At 50.4% G+C, this 17,864-nt stretch carries 14 protein-coding genes; 6 read left to right on the top strand and 8 right to left on the bottom strand.

Annotated elements, in window-relative coordinates; all coding sequences use genetic code 11:
* Positions 1-184: 184 nt before the first annotated feature.
* Positions 185-1,261 (bottom strand): M42 family metallopeptidase, encoded by a 1,077-nt coding sequence (locus ACSQ8P_RS34475; protein WP_436239255.1) that lies wholly within the window; start codon positions 1,259-1,261, stop codon positions 185-187.
* Between the two features lie 160 nt (positions 1,262-1,421).
* Between ACSQ8P_RS34475 and ACSQ8P_RS34470 the strand changes: the two genes are divergently transcribed.
* Together ACSQ8P_RS34470 and ACSQ8P_RS34465 are read left to right on the top strand one after the other, a co-directional pair.
* A complete protein-coding gene (locus ACSQ8P_RS34470; protein ID WP_436239254.1) occupies positions 1,422-2,147 on the top strand; it encodes an MBL fold metallo-hydrolase in 726 nt (241 codons plus the stop codon).
* A 15-nt stretch (positions 2,148-2,162) separates the two neighbouring features.
* A complete protein-coding gene (locus ACSQ8P_RS34465; protein ID WP_436239253.1) occupies positions 2,163-2,723 on the top strand; it encodes a WHG domain-containing protein in 561 nt (186 codons plus the stop codon).
* A 710-nt stretch (positions 2,724-3,433) separates the two neighbouring features.
* Here ACSQ8P_RS34465 and ACSQ8P_RS34460 read toward each other — a convergent pair.
* Entirely contained in the window at positions 3,434-4,120 is a 687-nt protein-coding gene (locus ACSQ8P_RS34460; protein ID WP_436239252.1) for a DNA-3-methyladenine glycosylase family protein, read from the bottom strand.
* 121 nt (positions 4,121-4,241) lie between these two features.
* On the opposite strand from ACSQ8P_RS34460, the gene ACSQ8P_RS34455 reads away from it, so the two are divergent.
* The 4 genes from ACSQ8P_RS34455 (at position 4,242) to ACSQ8P_RS34440 (ending at position 10,437) form a co-directional block, all read left to right on the top strand.
* Positions 4,242-6,269: a GTP-binding protein gene (locus ACSQ8P_RS34455; RefSeq protein ID WP_436239672.1), complete on the top strand. Its 2,028-nt coding sequence runs from the start codon at positions 4,242-4,244 to the stop codon at positions 6,267-6,269.
* 191 nt (positions 6,270-6,460) lie between these two features.
* Positions 6,461-7,042, top strand: coding sequence for a glycerol-3-phosphate responsive antiterminator (locus tag ACSQ8P_RS34450; protein WP_436239251.1), 582 nt, complete (start codon positions 6,461-6,463; stop codon positions 7,040-7,042).
* The gene (gene glpK, locus ACSQ8P_RS34445; protein WP_436239250.1) at positions 7,039-8,547 is read left to right on the top strand and encodes a glycerol kinase GlpK; all 1,509 of its coding nucleotides are present in this window, start codon (positions 7,039-7,041) and stop codon (positions 8,545-8,547) included. The genes ACSQ8P_RS34450 and glpK overlap by 4 nt, the downstream gene beginning before the upstream one ends.
* Positions 8,548-8,682: 135 nt before the next feature.
* The gene (locus ACSQ8P_RS34440; protein ID WP_436239249.1) at positions 8,683-10,437 is read left to right on the top strand and encodes a glycerol-3-phosphate dehydrogenase/oxidase; all 1,755 of its coding nucleotides are present in this window, start codon (positions 8,683-8,685) and stop codon (positions 10,435-10,437) included.
* Positions 10,438-10,788: 351 nt separating this feature from the next.
* Here ACSQ8P_RS34440 and dgoD read toward each other — a convergent pair whose 3' ends face one another.
* The 6 genes from dgoD to ACSQ8P_RS34410 form a co-directional block, all read right to left on the bottom strand.
* Positions 10,789-11,937 (bottom strand): galactonate dehydratase, encoded by a 1,149-nt coding sequence (gene dgoD / locus ACSQ8P_RS34435; RefSeq protein ID WP_028555186.1) that lies wholly within the window; start codon positions 11,935-11,937, stop codon positions 10,789-10,791.
* A gap of 23 nt (positions 11,938-11,960) precedes the next feature.
* Complete coding sequence (locus tag ACSQ8P_RS34430) at positions 11,961-12,608, bottom strand: bifunctional 4-hydroxy-2-oxoglutarate aldolase/2-dehydro-3-deoxy-phosphogluconate aldolase (RefSeq protein ID WP_436239248.1); 648 nt, start codon at positions 12,606-12,608, stop codon at positions 11,961-11,963.
* Between the two features lie 24 nt (positions 12,609-12,632).
* Positions 12,633-14,249 carry a response regulator transcription factor gene (locus ACSQ8P_RS34425; RefSeq protein ID WP_436239247.1) on the bottom strand — a complete coding sequence of 539 codons (1,617 nt, stop codon included), beginning with the start codon at positions 14,247-14,249 and terminating at the stop codon, positions 12,633-12,635.
* A complete protein-coding gene (locus ACSQ8P_RS34420; protein WP_436239246.1) occupies positions 14,246-16,003 on the bottom strand; it encodes a sensor histidine kinase in 1,758 nt (585 codons plus the stop codon). Before ACSQ8P_RS34420 ends, ACSQ8P_RS34425 begins: the two co-directional genes overlap by 4 nt.
* A gap of 108 nt (positions 16,004-16,111) precedes the next feature.
* Positions 16,112-16,927, bottom strand: a complete 816-nt coding sequence (locus tag ACSQ8P_RS34415; protein WP_436239245.1) for a carbohydrate ABC transporter permease — start codon at positions 16,925-16,927, stop codon at positions 16,112-16,114.
* Positions 16,924-17,808, bottom strand: a complete 885-nt coding sequence (locus ACSQ8P_RS34410; RefSeq protein WP_056622771.1) for a carbohydrate ABC transporter permease — start codon at positions 17,806-17,808, stop codon at positions 16,924-16,926. The genes ACSQ8P_RS34415 and ACSQ8P_RS34410 overlap by 4 nt, the downstream gene beginning before the upstream one ends.
* Between the last annotated feature and the right edge of the window lie 56 nt (positions 17,809-17,864).

Raw genomic sequence — 17,864 nt, 5'->3', positions numbered from 1 at the left:
GTATCCTTCTTTCTAAGAACAAGTTATATTGCTAATTGTACCATATATTGGAACATTAGTTCTATATTTATGAAAAAAATGTCAATTTTTTACGTATGTAAGTAAAAGTTTCCTGTAGTCGATGAAATGCCAAAAAGCGCAGCAAGAGTTCATCTTGTTGCGCTTTTTATGTTAAATACACCACTTAGGCTTGCGAAAGAATGGTGTTTAAAGTCGTGCGATCGCTGGCTTGCACTAGCTTGATTAGCAGTTCCTTCGCCGCGGCGTAATCATCCACGTGAAGAATCGACGTGGAGGTGTGAATGTAGCGCGCGCATACCCCGATTACAGCGGATGGAATCCCGTTGCCTTGCAAGTGCACCTGCCCCGCATCCGTTCCGCCTTGCGAGATGAAGTACTGATATGGGATCTTATGCGTCTCCGCCATATCCAGAATGAACTCGACCATCCCACGGTGGGTAATCATCGTGGGATCGAAGATCCGCAGCAGCGCTCCGCGCCCTAGCTGCCCGAAAGCTTGGCGGTCGCCAGTCATATCGCCCGCTGCACTTGCATCCAGCGCGTAGAACAGGTCAGGCTGAATCATATTCGCAGCCGTTCTTGCGCCGCGCAGGCCAACCTCCTCCTGTACGGTGGCTCCCGCGTACAGGACGTTCGGGAGCTTCGGCCCGCCGTGAAGCTCCTTCAAGAGCTCAATCGCGAGGCCGACGCCGTAGCGATTGTCCCAAGCTTTGGCCAAAATCCGCTTCGGATTGGCCAGTGGTGTGAACGGGCAGATCGGCACGATCTGCTGCCCGAGCTTGATGCCGATGGCGATGGCATCGGCTTTGTCTTCGGCGCCGATGTCAATGTACATCGTCTTGATGTCTGCGGGCTTGCTGCGCGCAGCTTCGTCCAGCAAGTGCACAGGAACGGAGCCGATCACACCGATGATCGGTCCGTTCGCCGTCATGATCTGCACGCGCTGCGCGGGCAGCACTTGACTAAACCAGCCGCCGAGCGGCTGGAACTTGACCGTGCCGTGCTCGGTGATGCCAGTTACGAGGAAGCCGACCTCGTCGAAGTGGCCCGCCACCATGATGCGCGGTCCTGTTTCATCGCCGCGTACAACTCCAAATAGGCTGCCGAGCCCATCTTGCACGAACTCATCGGTATATTTGGCTAACTCGCCGCGTACAAATGCACGGATCTCTCGTTCGAAGCCAGGAGCAGCCTGCATCTCGGTTAATGTTTTAAAAAGTGCTAATGTTTCAGTATTCATTAGGTACCTCACTCACTTTGTATGGACTGTAGGACAAATATGAGAACTATTTTACCACAGTCTAATAAAGAACACTCAGACAATTGCACAGCAGCCTATTTACAAAACTAATGACATTAGTTATTATACTAATATAAATAGTTAAATGGAGGCGTTGAACATGAAAATAACGCGAATCGGTCATTTATATCAGCTGGCTTTTATGCCGAGAATGTTCCCAGTGAACTGCTACTTGGTGGAGGAAGAATCCGAACTAACCTTGATTGATGCGGCTTTGCCATTCAGTGTGAAAGGTATCCTGCAGGCGGCAAAGCAAATTGGGAAGCCGATTACACGTATCGTTCTGACACATGCGCATGGGGATCATATTGGTGCACTAGACGGTTTGAAAAAGGAATTACCTCAAGCACGAGTCTACATCTCCAGAAGGGATGCGAAGTTGTTGGCAGGCAACGTGGAGCTGGAAGCGGATGAGCCTCAAACGCCGATTAAGGGTGGCGTCCCGAAAGGGATTCAGACAAAACCGGATGTGCTGCTGGCCGATGGGGATCGAATCGGTTCGTTGCAAGCATTCGCTGCACCTGGTCATACACCAGGTTCCATGGCTTTCCTTGATGTACGTAGCCAGGCGTTGATCGCCGGGGATGCTTTCCAAGTACGAGGCGGAGTAGCAGTATCAGGTGTGGTAAAATTCTGGTTCCCGTTCCCAGCGATGGCGACTTGGAGTAAAGAAGCTTCCTTGGCGAGTACGCGCAGATTGAGGCAGCTAGAACCCAGCTTACTGGCAGTCGGACATGGACGGATGATCGAACAACCGGCAGCGGTGTTGGATGCAGCACTTGAAGAAGCATCAGCGAAATTTCAAGGTGTATCAGCGACAATTTAGAAAAAGGGGCATAAAATGGCTACTCGACAAGGATTAGATGCAGGAACGGTCCTGCAGGCAGCGATAGAACTCGCAGATCAACAAGGGATTGAGCAGCTTTCGCTTGCTGCACTGGCGACCAAACTAAATATCAAAACACCTTCCCTTTACAATCATATCAAGGGTTTGCCTGATCTGCGAAAGCAGCTCTCTAAGCAGGGGTTAGTCCTCGTGAAAGAAGCGATGATCGAAGCCGTGATTGGCAAAGCTGAGGATGAAGCAATGTTGGCTGCGGGTGTGGCTTATGTAGATTTCGCCCGGAAGCAGCCGGGTTTGTACGAGGCGATATCAGCGCTGCCTGATTATGAAGATCCCGAGCTGAAAGAGGTCGGCGCCGGGGTTGTGAGCTTCCTGCTTCGTATTCTTGAGCCTTATGGGCTCAGTGAAGAAGACGCGCTGCATGTGGTGCGCGGTTTTCGGAGCATGGTGCACGGATTCGCCTCGCTCGAGCATCGGAATGGATTCCGCATGGGGCTGGACCGAGATGAGAGCTTGCGTCGATTGTTGCAGACGTATTTGCGGGGATTGCGGGCTTGATGTGGCGCGTAAGAAGTAGCGTGATGCTAACGTACTTCCCAACCCAGTAGAAGAGTAGCAAGCCCACACGGCAAACTAACTGGAAAACATACAGCTAATATAGCCGCAAATCATCAAAACGGACGATTAGATGGAAAAAGTACAGCTATTTTGGCCTGATTGGGTGAGTTGGCGACTTTGAACGGAAAATACCTACATGAAATCCAGTTATTTTAGTTATCTGGTGAAAATCAGCAAAACTAGCTACATAAAACCCAGTTAAATTTGTTGATGTGCGTTGTGGGCCGCTATGGGGGAAGTTGGAGTGGTTGAGGTAGTAGCAGATGTGGTAGAGCAGAGGGAGTAGTAATAAGAGTAGAAAGTATATATAGATGTAGAAGTAGACGTAGATGTAAATGTTGATGTTGATGTGGTAGATAAAAGTAGCAGTAGCAATAAAGTGGCAGTAGAAGTAAGAGTAAGAGTCGTAGGTTTAAAAGTAGCTATTTTGACTTAGGGCAGTTGCGGTAGCTAGTTTAGGCGATTGAAGCAAAGTGGGAGGTGTAGATAAAGTAGCTAATGTTAGTAATTGCAGCAAACAAATGCGAGTTTGAGGGTTAATGAGCGTGAGTGTGTCCAGTTGGACTGCTTGCGCTTTTTTGCGTGTAGGAGCCAGGGGGAGGCGAGCTTTGGTCGCGTTACTCCCCAGATTCACTGGACACTGAGCTTCTCTACTCCTGCTCCGGCTTCTCACACGCCTCCACCGGTAAGCCGGAATCCACGAGGCCTGTGTCGATGGCGCGCCATAAATAGAGGGAGCCGAAGCTGCGATAAGGTGCCCAGCCATCGGCGGCGACGGCTAAGTAGTTTTTATCCGGGCGTTCGGGAAGCGCATGCAGCCAGCGGGCAGCACGCTGCAGGCCGGCATCGCCGAGCGATAGAATATCGGGGCGGCCTAAGGTGAAAATGAGGAACATTTCAGCGGTCCAGACGCCGATCCCTTTGACGCTAGTCAGCTGCTTCAGAAGTTCTGCGGTATCTACATCCTGCAGCTGATCCAGCATGACTTCACCGCTTAGCACCTTGGCGCTGAGGTCGCGGATATAGCGGATTTTGGGATAAGAGACCCCGCATTGACGGATGGCTTCCTCATCTGTAGCTAGAACATCCTCTGGAGTAATGGAGGGGATGAGTTGATTAACTCTCGTTTTGATAGTTAATGCGGCTTTGGCCGAAAGTTGCTGGGAAATAATCGACATGACGAGAGACTCATAGGGACGAAAGCTCGGTGTAAGTGTGAGTTCACCGATGAGCTCGATTAACCTAGCTAATTTCGGGTCAGCTTGAGATAAAGCGATGATGGCAGGGTGCTGGTTATGAAGTTGAATGGTTGTAGTAGGCGCGGTGGGTTGGTGCATTATAATTCCTCCTCTGAAAAATCATGTCCAAAACGGCGCATTCTCGCTACCTATCCTCTCAGGATGAGAGAATTGGGTGGCTTATCCAAATTGACTCTCTTTGAGTATAATAGAAGAAAGAATGAAAGCCAAAGGGGCCGGAGCTGGGATGACAGAGGAGAAACGTATAGCGTCGAGAAGGAACGTGGGGATATTTGCGCACGTTGATGCGGGGAAGACGACAACTACGGAGCATTTGCTATATCTGAGCGGGCGTATTCGCGCGCTAGGCAGTGTAGATAGCGGGACGGCACAGACGGATTCTCTGGACGTGGAGCGTGAGCGGGGGATTTCGGTTCGCAGCGCAACGACAAGTCTAGTGTGGCAAAATACATGGATTAATCTAGTAGATACGCCAGGTCACGTCGATTTCTTGTCGGAGGTGGAGCGCTCCTTACGTGTGATGGACGGAGCGATTCTGATTATCTCCGCTGTGGAGGGTGTGCAGTCTCAGACGGAAATGATCTGGCATGCGCTGCAATCACTTCGCATCCCGACTTTGCTTTATATGAATAAATTAGACCGTATCGGTGCAGACCCCGAACGTGTCCTGCAGGAAATTCATAAGCAGCTCACGGGGATGGCGGTGCCGATCTATGCGCCGCTCGGCCTTGAGGACACGTTCCACGGAGCGCGGAACGTGCTGGTTGACACGCCGCCCGCAGTCGGCGCGCTCCGTGGATTCGACCTCGCAGCCGCGGTCGAAAAGCTCTCCGAGCTCGATGAGCCGATGCTCACGAGCTACATCGAAGGTGCGCCCATCGCGGCGCACGACGTCCGAACCGCCCTGCAGCGATACGCGCGGCAGGGGGAGGCTTTTCCTTTGCTGGTCGGAGCATCCAGCAAAGCGATAGGCATAGAGGAGCTGCTCGCAGCGATCCTCGATTACTTGCCTGAGCCGCGCGGCGATGCGGAGCAGCCGCTTTCGGCTGTGGTGTTCAAGGTCGAGCGCGACAAGACCATGGGTCGCATGGCGTACGTCCGCCTCTACGAGGGGACGATCCGTAATCGGGACACCGTCGTTAATGCCACGCAGGGCGTGGAGGAAAAGGTGACCCAGATTCGTCGCATCGACGGCCGCAAAGCCGAAGATCTAGGTGTTGTCGCGGCGGGCGACATCGCAGCCGTCTGCGGCTTGACGCAGGTGCGGATCGGCGATGTGCTCGGCCGGCCGGACAGCGTTCCGCCTGCGCCGCGCATGGCGGTGCCGCTACTGACCGTGCAGGTGCACGCCGAGAGCGATGCGCAGTATCCCGCGCTCGTGGCAGCCCTGCAGGAGCTCACGGACGAAGATCCGCTGCTCGATCTCCAGTGGCTGCAGGACGAGCGTGAGCTGCACGTCAAGGTCATGGGCGCGATCCAACTCGAGATTCTGACGAGTCTCTTGAGCTCACGCTTTGGCCTCGCGGTAGGGTTCGACCAACCTTCCGTGATCTACAAAGAAACACCTTCGCAAGCTGGTGAAGGCTTCATTGCTTATACGATGCCCAAGCCTTGCTGGGCGATCTTACGGTTTCGCATCGAGCCAGGTGTGCCGGGCAGCGGGCTCGTATATGCGTCCCAGGTACGTGGCGAGCAGCTGCTCGTGCAGTACCAGAATGAGGTGGCGCGCCGCGTGCCGGAGTCGCTGCAGCAGGGGCTGCTCGGTTGGGAGGTCACCGATGTGATCGTGACGCTCCTCGAGGGGGAGCACCACGTGTGGCACACGCATCCGCTCGATTTTGCTGTCGCGACGCCAATGGGCATCATGCAAGGCCTCGCACAGACGGGTACGACGCTGCTGGAGCCGATGCTCCAGGTACGTATTACTGTGCCAGAAGAGTTCGGCGGCAAGGTGCTAAGCGACCTTGTGCAGATGAGGGCGAGCTTCGATGCGCCTAGCATAGCGGGAGGTCGTTTCGTTCTAGAGGGGCGGCTTCCTGTCGCAACGTCGCTTGAATATCCCGTAAAGCTAAGCGCTATGTCGGGCGGGCGCGGCGTGATTACTTCTTCTTTTGCAGGCTATCAGCCGAGTCCTCCTGAAGTTCATGCTGAACGTAAACGGCGCGGCGTTAATCCGCTCGATCAGTCGAAGTATATTTTGGCCGTACGTAAGGCTTTATCCAATTAAGCTCTGCAGGTGCACCCAGCAGCCATTGACAGGGCATCCTATCTTTCAGTAAAATACAAGTAAGTTAATAACATGTGACGGAGAACTGGAGACTCACTTGGATTGCCCTTTGAATAAGAGAAGGCAAATCTTGGTGAGTCTTTTTGTCATGGCGGTCATGTTCAGAAGTCTAGGAAATCGAGGTGAAGCGCATGTCGTTGCAGGATCAGTGTATTTTGCCAGCCATCCGCAAGATGAAGGATTTAGAGAAGCTCATGAAGTCGTCGTACACGTATATCGTGCTGCTTGACAGTCATATTGGCCAGCTAAAAAGCATTGTAGACCTGGGCCGAGCCCATGGGAAGAAGCTGCTGCTTCATGCGGATCTCATCGAGGGACTGAAAAACGACGAGTTCGCGGCTGAATTTCTATGCCAAAGCATTCGCCCTGCGGGTATCATTTCGACGCGTGGCAATGTGATTACGAAGACCAGGCAGAACGGCTTGCTAGCGATTCAACGGCTTTTTCTGCTGGATAGCTCGGCGCTCGACAAAAGCTACACCCTGCTCGAACGCACGCAGCCGGATTACATCGAGGTTATGCCGGGTGTCATTCCGCACATTATCAAAGAGGTGAAAGAGCGCTCGGGTATTCCGATTTTTGCAGGTGGCTTGATTCGTTCCGTCCACGATGTGGAGCAGGCACTTGCGGCAGGCGCGACGGCGGTGACAACCTCGAACCATGAGCTGTGGCAGCATTACGATGGCGTGACAAGGAGGCATAATCAATCATGACAACAACGGGATCCAAGCCCTCATATATCCTTTCCCTTGATCAGGGGACAACGAGTTCTAGAGCGATTTTATTTGATCAAAAAGGAAGTATTGTGCATACCTCTCAGCAGGAGTTTAAGCAGTATTTTCCGAAACCAGGCTGGGTGGAGCATGATGCGAACGAAATTTGGCTGTCGATTCAAAGTGTGATCGCGACACTGTTGTCCGAGTCTGGGGTGCAGCCCGCGGAGATTGCCGGAATCGGCATCACAAACCAGCGGGAAACGGCGGTTGTCTGGGATCGACACACGGGTATGCCGGTGTATCATGCGATTGTGTGGCAGTCGCGTCAGACGGCGGACATTTGTGAAGAGCTCAAGGCGCAGGGGCTTAACGACCTGTTTCGTGAGCGGACGGGGTTGCTGATTGATGCGTATTTCTCGGCGACCAAAATCAAATGGATTCTCGACCACGTCGATGGTGCTAGAGCGAAAGCGGAGCAGGGAGATTTGCTCTTTGGCACAATGGATACGTGGATCATCTGGAAGCTGACTGGCGGCAAAGCTCATGTTACGGATTACTCGAACGCTTCACGTACGCTCATTTACAACATTCATGAGTTGAAATGGGACGAGGAGCTGATGGGACATTTGGATATTCCCGCGGCGATGCTGCCGGAGGTTCGTTCGTCGTCCGAGGTGTATGGGCATACACAGGAAAGCCTATTCTTCGGTGCTTCAATTCCGATTGCGGGGGCGGCTGGGGATCAACAGGCGGCACTGTTCGGTCAAGCATGCTTCGAAAAAGGGATGGCCAAAAACACCTACGGCACCGGCTGTTTCATGCTGATGAACACAGGGAATCATGCGATTCCGTCGCGCAGCGGCCTTTTGACAACCATTGCATGGGGATTGAACGGGAAGGTTGAGTATGCGCTGGAGGGTAGTATTTTCGTGGCGGGCTCGGCGATCCAGTGGCTGCGAGATGGGCTGCGCATGATCAAATCCGCGAAGGATTCCGAAGAATACGCCAAACGCGTCGTATCGACCGATGGTGTGTACGTCGTTCCAGCCTTTGTGGGGCTGGGAACGCCTTATTGGGACAGCGATGTGCGGGGCGCGGTTTTTGGGCTGACACGGGGGACGTCGAAGGAGCATTTTATCCGGGCAACGTTAGAATCCCTTGCGTATCAGACAAAAGACGTGCTGCAAGCGATGGAAGATGATTCAGGCATTGAGCTTACTAAGCTGCGTGTCGACGGCGGTGTGGTGAAAAACGACTTCCTCATGCAGTTCCAAAGCGACATGCTGGGTGTGACGGTTGAGCGCCCCGTTATCAATGAGACGACGGCGCTGGGGGCGGCCTATTTGGCTGGTCTTGCGGTGGGCTTCTGGCAGGATCAGGCGGAAATTGCCGCGCAGTGGCAGGTGGATCGGGCGTTTGAGCAGGAAATGGCAGCGGACTTGCAAGAAAAGTTGTACAGCGGATGGAAAAAGGCGGTAAATGCCGCAATTGCTTTTAAATAAATGCATACAGTGTTATACTACACCTAACAAGTTCATATTCGGTTGGAGACTAGGAGAAACCACAGCGGACCTTTGCGTGCAAACGTGATAGGGTTGTTGTGGTTTTTTCATTTTTCATAAAAGGGAGAGATTGGGATGACAACAGGGCAAGCGAACGCAGGACAACATAAACAGGTGGAACAGCATACCCCATTTAGCGGCTTGAAAAGGAAAGAGACGCTCGAGGCGATGGCACAACAACAATTCGATGTAATTGTGATCGGCGGAGGGATTACCGGTGCGGGTATTGCGCTTGACGCACAGAGTCGCGGGCTTCGCACGGCGTTGATTGAGATGCAGGATTTTGCGTCGGGAACGTCGAGCCGTTCGACGAAATTGGTGCATGGTGGTCTACGGTATTTGAAGCAGCTGGACGTAAAGGTTGTAGCAGAGGTAGGCAAGGAGCGGGCGATTGTGTATGAAAATGGCCCTCATGTGACGACGCCGGAATGGATGCTGTTGCCTTTCTATAAAGGCGGTACGTTCGGTAAGCTGTCTACATCACTCGGCCTAAGAGTTTATGATTTCCTGGCAGGGGTCAAGCGTTCGGAACGACGCAAGATGTTCAGCCCTGACGTGACATTGCAGCACGAGCCTTTGTTGAAGAAGAAAGATCTCAGAGGCGGCGGCTATTATGTGGAGTATCGCACGGATGATGCGCGGTTAACGATTGAAGTTATGAAAAAAGCGGTGGAGCTCGGCGCGATGGCGGTGAATTATGCCAAGGTTGAGGAATTGATCGTGAAGGAAGGCACGCTGGTTGGGGTACGGGTTGTGGATCAACTGGCGGAAGTTGGCGGAAAAGAGGGGAAAGAAGGGAAAGATCAAACCGCTTCGTACACGCTGTATGCGAGTAAAATCGTAAATGCCGCGGGACCGTGGGTGGATACCCTTCGCGAAATGGACCGTTCGAAGCAGGGCAAAACCTTGCATTTGACCAAAGGGGTGCATTTGGTTTTTGATCAGAGCCGTTTCCCGCTGGGGCAGGCGATCTATTTCGATACGCCGGATGGGCGGATGGTGTTTGCGATTCCGCGCGATGGCAAAACCTATGTCGGCACGACCGACACGAACTACAAAGGGGATATTGCGAATCCCCGTATTACTTTAGCTGATCGCGCCTACGTGCTGCGTGCCGCGAACGAGATGTTTCCGTCCCTCGGTTTGACGGAGGCTGACGTCGAATCGAGCTGGACTGGGCTGCGCCCGCTGATCCATCAGGAGGGCAAAGACCCTTCCGAGATTTCGCGTCGCGACGAAATCTTCGTGTCGGGCTCCGGCCTCATTTCGATGGCCGGGGGCAAACTGACCGGCTACCGCAAAATGGCGGAGTCGGTCGTGAACCAGATCGCCGCCATGCTGGTGGCGGAGGGCAAGGTCTCGGCGGAGCTCCCGCCGAGTAGCACGAAGACGCTGCCGATATCCGGCGGCGATGTGGGCGGCTCCGCGCAGCTGGCGCCGTTCTTGCGCAGCAAGGTCAGCCAAGGCCTGCGGCTGGGGCTGACCGAGCCTGAGGCGATGCTGCTCGCGCAGCGATACGGGTCCAACGTGGACACCGTTTTCGCGCTGCTGGAGCAGCACAGGGGTGAGGCGGTGCGGCGGGGCATGCCTGCCGCGGTTCTCGCTGCGCTCGTGTACGCGATCGAGCGCGAGATGGTCGTGAAGCCGGCGGATTTCTTCATCCGCCGCACGGGCGCCCTCTTCTTCGACATCGCGTGGGCACGGCAGTGGAAGGCGCCTGCGACGGCCTTCCTGGCAGAGCGCTTCGGCTGGAGCGAAGCGCAGACAGCGGCTTACACCGCCGAGCTGGAGCAGTTGCTCCATGAGGCGGTGCATCCGCTGGAGGCTTAAGCCGTTGATGTTCCATATCATTAACTAGCGGAGCTACAAACAGAATAACTGTATTTCCTGTAGCTAATTTGGCCGAAATGGCCCCTTTTAGGAATTTAACTGGAATTCCTACAGCTAAAATGAGCTATTCCCGGCACAATGGGTATTTTCGGCTGAAATAGCGGGAGTTTTTCCAGTTAATCTGCTATTTGGCAGAATTACGCTGAAATTAGCTGGAAGTTTTCCATCTATTGCGTCGATTCTAACTTATCTAGACCTCTAAGTGTCATTTCAAAAAAATAAGTCGTTCCACAATTCCATAAGGAATTGTAGGACGACTTATTTGTGCTTGTTAGGGGTGAAAGTTCTCTCCTACCACTCCGCCACTGTACCATCCTCTTGGCGCCAAATCGGATTCTTCCAATTGTGCCCGATGGCCGCCATTTCGCGGACCTTCTCTTCATTGATTTCGATCCCTAGGCCGGGAGCCGTTAAATTCTTCACGAAGCCATTTTCATATTGGAACACGGAGGGATCTTTCAAGTAATCCAGCAGATCGCTACCTTGATTATAATGAATGCCCAAGCTTTGCTCCTGAATGAACGCGTTAGGCGAACAAGTATCCAGCTGCAGACAGGAAGCTAAAGCTATCGGACCTAGCGGGCAATGCGGTGCAATGGCAATGTCATACGCTTCGGCCATTGCGGCAATTTTCCGGGTTTCTAAGATACCTCCAGCATGCGAAAGATCAGGTTGAATGATATCTACGATGCCTTGGGCGAGTAGTTCTTTAAAGCCCCAACGCGTATACATACGTTCTCCCGTGGCGATAGGACATGACGTATAGCGAGCTATTTCTTTCAGCGCCTCATTGTTCTCAGGCAGAACGGGCTCTTCAATGAACATCGGGCGATAAGGCTCAAGCTCCTTTACGATGATTTTCGCCATCGATTTATGAACGCGGCCGTGGAAATCGATGCCGATGCCGACATCTTTGCCAACGGCTTCGCGGACGGCCGCAATGCGGGCAATGGCTTCATCTACTTTGCGGATCGAATCAATATAATGAAGTTCTTCCGTAGCATTCATTTTCACCGCGGTGAAGCCAGCTTGGACTTGCAGCTTAGCAGCTTGACCTACGTCACTTGGGCGGTCTCCGCCAATCCAGGAATAGACACGTGTGCGATCACGGCAGGCACCGCCTAATAAATCGTATACAGGGGCGTTGTAGAACTTGCCCTTAATGTCCCAGAGTGCTTGTTCAATACCGGAAATGGCACTCGAAAGAATTGGGCCTCCACGATAAAATCCTCCGCGGTATAGCACTTGAAACATATCTTCGATTCGCATCGGATCCTTCCCGATGATATGGTCGCTCATTTCCATTACGGCTGCTGCCACCGTATCAGCTTTCCCCTCAACGACAGGTTCTCCCCATCCTGTAATGCCTTCATCCGTTTCGATTTTCAAAAACAACCATCTTGGCGGTACTTTGAACAGTTCTAATTTCGTAATTTTCATGGTATGCTTCCTCTCCCTGTACCTTAGAATGTTTGAAAGTTCACTGCATGTACGGCCGCCATGAGCTGCTCGGCGTAGGTAGTAATCGCACTGTAATTACCTTGTCGAATTTCGTTAAGTGCTACCAAATTTCCTCCTATACCTACGGAGGAGGCGCCAGCTTGCAGATAAGAAGGCGCATTTTCTTTTGTTATCCCTCCGACTGCGAGGATATTGAGTTCATTTAGAGGACCTCTGAGCTCTTTCAAATACGAAGGATCTAAGCTCGAGCAAGGAAAAAGCTTAACGATCGGAGCGCCGTAATTCATGGCCTGCACGATTTCGGTTGGTGTCATGGCACCCGGCATCGGAGTTACTTGATGCGCTAGTGCCGTCTCGATCATGCCTTGATCCACATTCGGGGAAATAAGGAACTCTGCGCCTGCTTTTATGGCTTCTACGGCTTTACTCGCATTAAGGACTGTCCCAGCTCCAATTATCATGCGGCCATCATACTTTTCACGCATGTGATCTATGATTTGGAGCGCATTCGGTGTATTCAAAGTTACTTCTGCAAGCTGAATACCCCCTGCAGCAAGTGCCTCGAATAGAGGGGGCGCCTGCGTGAGTTCAATTCCCCGAATGATGGCAATAACTTTGGACTGATGTAACGTGTTTAAGACGGTTGGCATAGCGTTGCTCATCCTCCCTTCTGGTTAAGAATATTGATCGCGATACTCCTGAGGGGTCATCCCGTAATGCTTTTTGAAAGCATGATTAAAGGAGTGCGGACGTTGGTATCCGAGCTGCGTAGCAATTTCGTAAATTTTATCGTGACCGTTTTTTAACAGATAGGAAGCTTTATCCATACGTACCCGATTGACGTAGTCGCTTAGATTATCGCCAGTTTCCAACTTATAAATTTTAGACACATAAACAGGGTGCAGATACACGTGATCCGCAATCGATTGCAAGGAGACATCGCTGGCTAGATGCAGATCAATAAAAGAGCGGATGTCATTAATCAGGGTGACCCGGCTATCTTTTCTCTCCTGATCCATATCCTCCATCATCCGATGTAAGGAACGAATGGACCATTCACGTAATTGGTTCACGCTGCGGAAGGGAATGCCTTCCGTCATTTTCTCGTAGTCTCCGCCAATGAGCTGGTGCAAGGGTCTGCCGTTTTTATGAGCAATGTAAGCAAAAGCGGATGCAACCGAGAAGTAAACCTCCAACAGGTGCTCTTGGGACTCCGAGAACTTGGCTTCCATTTCGTCGAAAATCAATGAAAGCTTCTCTTCGGTATCTTCCCATCGGGCTGCCTCCAAGAGATGATTGAGTGTAGGAGGTTCATACAGTTTCTGCAAAGCGGAAAGCTCCGTTTGGGCGGAGTCTTCGCCGAGCACCATTAATAATTCATGTTCGCTCCCAATACGCTTACGAAAGGCACTTAGAGAGGAGTTATATAAGGTTGTGATATCACCAGGGAACTCCCCCCAACTGCTGAGTAGAATGGAGATTTTGCCCTTCAAATAATTGTTCACGGCGGATTGGAGGACAGCAGCTGTTCGTTCAAGCCAAGCAGGGTCTTCCTTCTCGCTAGTAACCGGCTTCCGTTTCATGATGAAAACCAAATAATCATGTGCGTCTTTGGTAGACCAGCTATCGAATTTCTCGGCAAATAATTCCTCAACCATATTACTGATGGCATATTCCATTAGGGATAGACGCCCCATATCATATTCAAGGAAGTCAGATTCAAGTCGAATCATCATACATACACAAGTCTGTTCATGAAAATCAGGGAGTTCCAGCATATGCATTTTCTCTTGGAGCGATTGCTCAGAAAGTTTGCGACCCTGAAGGAGATCATTCAGCAAGTTTCCTCTCAGTAGAGGCAGGTTTTCTTTGAACGTGTAAGTAAGCCGCTGGGTGGAGATGACTTCTTGCCATTCCTTCTGAAGCTTATCCATGACCCGGCCAACCGTAGCCAGCAAATCCTTCTCTGTAACAGGTTTTAATAAATAATCCTCCGTACCTTGAAGGATGGCTTCTTTGGCGTAGTTGAAATCAGAGTAACCCGATAAGAGAATACACTTCGTTTTCTGCCATCTGTCCTTGATTTCAGCAATCAGCTCCAAGCCAGTAATCCCCGGCATTTGAATGTCTGTAATGACGATATCAATGGAGAATTGCTCAAGCAGCTCTAACGCTTCTTTACCCGAATAAGCCTTGAAAATTTGTTCGATGCCCAGCGACGCCCAGTCAATCGTGGCGTGCAGCCGATCTACAACATGCGCTTCATCATCAACAATGAGAAGTTGAATCATGGTCTTCTCTCCTGAGCAGCTGGAAGAGTTTCCTGCTGCTTCTCACGCTTCCAAGTCAACACAGCCTTCATGCCCCCATCTTCTCCTAATTGAAAAGTCAGTCCCGATCCTTCTCCAAATTGATAAAATAGCCGATGATGAATATTCCATGTGCCACAGCCAACGTCATCGGACATCGGTTGCTCCAGCTGTTTCGATAGCTGAGTTAATTGCTCTTGGTTCAGACCAGGGCCGTTGTCCTCGACAATCACTCGGTTCCACTCCCCATCTTGCTCGCCTTTGATGGTGATGCGGTCACTTTCCATACTGCGTTCAATGCCATGAATAATGGCGTTCTCCACCAAAGGTTGAAGAATAAGCCTTGGAACCGATTCGTTCAACATGTCATCCGGAATGCGAATGTCATACACTAACCGATGAATACGCAGTTGCTGAATGTTTAAATAGTGAATAACGAAATTCACTTCTTCCTGCAGCCGAACGACTTGTTTCTCGACTCTTGTTGTATACCGATAAAACTCGGCTAAATTTTGTGACATAGCCACAACGGACTCCTTATCCTCCATCTCAGCTGAATTGATAATGAAGAATAACGAATTGTACAGAAAGTGCGGATGGATCTGTGACTGCAGCTGCTTCAAAGTGGCTTCGCGCGAGCGTATTTTCTCCGCATAAACATCTTCAACCAGTACTTGAATTTGCGACGCCATTTCATTAAATCGTTGAATGAGGAAATCAAATTCATTCTTGGCTTTGTAGTCGATGCGTGCCGATAGGTCGCCTCTTTTCACCTTCTGCACACTTTGAATCATCTTGCCGATAGGTATTTGTACATTCCGATACAAGATAAAGGAAGCTAACACACTCATCATGAGCAAAAGTCCGATCGATATGTAAAACAATTTGCGGGTCATGGTAATGGGAGATAGTATTTTCTGAACGGGCACATAGTCGACCAAATACCAATTTAATTGCGTTGATTTCACATAGCTGACCAGATACTGCTGTTTGTCGATTTTTATTTGCATTTGGCCGGAGAGCGGTAGCGTAGATCCCGTTAGTTGCTCTCTGATAGAGGTCGTAATGGATGAATCTGAAGAGCTGTTGAGAATCAAGGATTGCCCATCATCCACCAAAAACGGATCGCTTCGTTTATCTTTCTTATACACATCCAGCAGCTGAACCATATTCTGTACACTAAATCTCACTTGATAAAGCACATTCGTTTGATCCACAATCTGCGCACGAATGGGCTCGCTAACTTCCCTAATGAACGATCCGACACCTTTGTCACCTTCACGTACTTCATAGGTCCAAGTTCTCTGAATCGGTCTATGCCAAGGCCATGCGTCGGTACCATTTACGAAGATGCTGGAGGATAGCACTTGCTTCCCTTTGGGAATAGCTATCGTGAGTTCATTTACCCAACCGCTGGAGACGCTTTGCAGGCTAAGCTTTTGGATGATGCGCGATTGTTCCTTCAACATGTCATAATCTGGCGAATCATTCTTATCGATGTACTCTCTCACATAGGGGTCACTTCCCAAAATCACCGGAGACATCGCTAATCGCTCCACATCTGCATCCAGCTGGTGCATAAAAAAAGACAGTTGGTTCAAATTGGACGATTGAATCTGATCTTGAACGACATTGTTTGTAATTCGATTCGTATAACTGTAGAGCAGGACGATGGGAATCAGTAGCAAAACCAACAGAATTAAAATTTTGCTGAAAATATTCAATTTATAGGGCATACGAAATCACCTTCCACGTATCTGCTAAGCTAACCAACTTCAAATTTAATATACGAGAGATGCTGTCTAAAAGAAAGGCGGCATCTCCCGTATTCACAATTCTGGTTGTTAACCTTTAACAGCACCGGCGGAAAGTCCGCTTACTACATAACGTTGAGATACTAAAGCGATGATGAGAACCGGAAGTGTAATGATGCAGGCTGCTGCCATCAATGCCCCCCAGTTGATTTCGGAGTAGGACATAAAGTTAAATACAGCGATCGGGAGCGTCTTTGTCTTGTCTCCAGCCAGAATCACCGAGAACATGAAATTGTTCCACGAGAAGATGAAGGAGAGAAGTGATGCTGTAATAACGCCAGGTCCCGAGATGGGCATAATAATGCGCAAGAAAACTTGGTGGTGCGTACAGCCGTCGATGAGACCGGACTCTTCGATTTCGGTCGGCAGAGCCTCGAAGAAAGAGATCATAATCCAGATAATAAAAGGCAGTCCAACAAGCATATGGCTTAAAATAAGCGCTGTATACGTGTCCACCAAGTGGATTTTGGAGAACAAGATGAACCAAGGAATTAGAAAGGTAATTCCCGGGATAATTCTCGCGACTAAGATGAGAAGCCCTAGCTTATGAAGGTGATGACGAGCAATCGCATATGCCGCAGGGAGTCCTAGAATAAGTGACAACAGTGTTGAACCAGCGGCGACGAGGAAGCTATTCCAAATGAATCTAATGAAATCATATTCTTTAAACACGCTGACATAGTTATGAAACGTTGGTTTGAAGATAAACATTTGGCCTGTCGACAAGATCTGTGATTGTGTCTTAAACGATGCGAGGAGCATCCATACGAATGGAAATGCAAACACAATGACGACTAGAAAGGTAAGCAGCGTTTGTGCAATTCTAAGACCTTTCTTTTTTTTCATGATGTGGCTCCCTCCATTCGTTTACGCATCCAAATCATAAATAACGTCAATCCCATCACTAGTGCGAAGAAAATAACGAGTAGTGATGAAGCCATCCCAAGCTTAAAGTATTGGAAACCGAGCACATATCCGTATAGATTCAAAGTCTCTGAAGCGAAGTTCGGCCCGCCTTGTGTTGTCGCATAGATGATATCGAAAGTCTTCAAGACGTCAATCAATCGCAGCATAGCGGCCACAATAATGGTCGGTCTTAATAATGGAAGTGTTATGGAAACAAACTTTCTCCATGTACTTGCACCGTCTACATCCGCCGCTTCATAAGGATCTGTTGGGAGTGTAGCTAACCCTGCCATAATAATGAGTGCAATCATAGGTGTCCATTCCCACACATCGACGATAACAAGCGAAGGGATAACCTGATTAGGTGAAGCTAACCAGAGAAGTGGCTCTAGACCAAACGTTTTGAGCAGCATATTGGCTACCCCGATCGTAGGTTCGTAGATCAGCATCCAGACTAAGCCCATGGCTACCGGAGTTGCTACCATTGGCAGTAGAAAGATTGTTTTTACGATATTCTTCCCGCGGAACTCTCTGGAAAGAAGCAAGGCGATGGCGATACCAAGAATCACTTCGAGGGTAAGCGCTGCGAATGTGAAATAAAACGTAGAACCTGCTGCATGCCAGAAGCGTTCATCTTTGAACAATGCTATATAATTCGACAAACCAACCCAGAGAGGTGGTGTCGTTGCGGACATGCTCCATTCATAGAAGCTGATCCGAACGGTATAGATGATCGGAAACAGCATCATAAGCAGGACGAAGATGACCGCGGGGAGTGTATAGATCCATTTTAAGTTGCGGTTAAACCAACTGTATTGCACGCTGCATGCACCCTTCCTGATGTTGTTATTTTCTGTATGAAAGATGAAAAGGGCCA

Origin of the sequence: Paenibacillus sp. LjRoot153, from assembly GCF_964253085.1 — a bacterium.
Lineage (GTDB): Bacteria > Bacillota > Bacilli > Paenibacillales > NBRC-103111 > Paenibacillus_E.
This window is presented reverse-complemented; position numbering and strand designations above follow the sequence as displayed.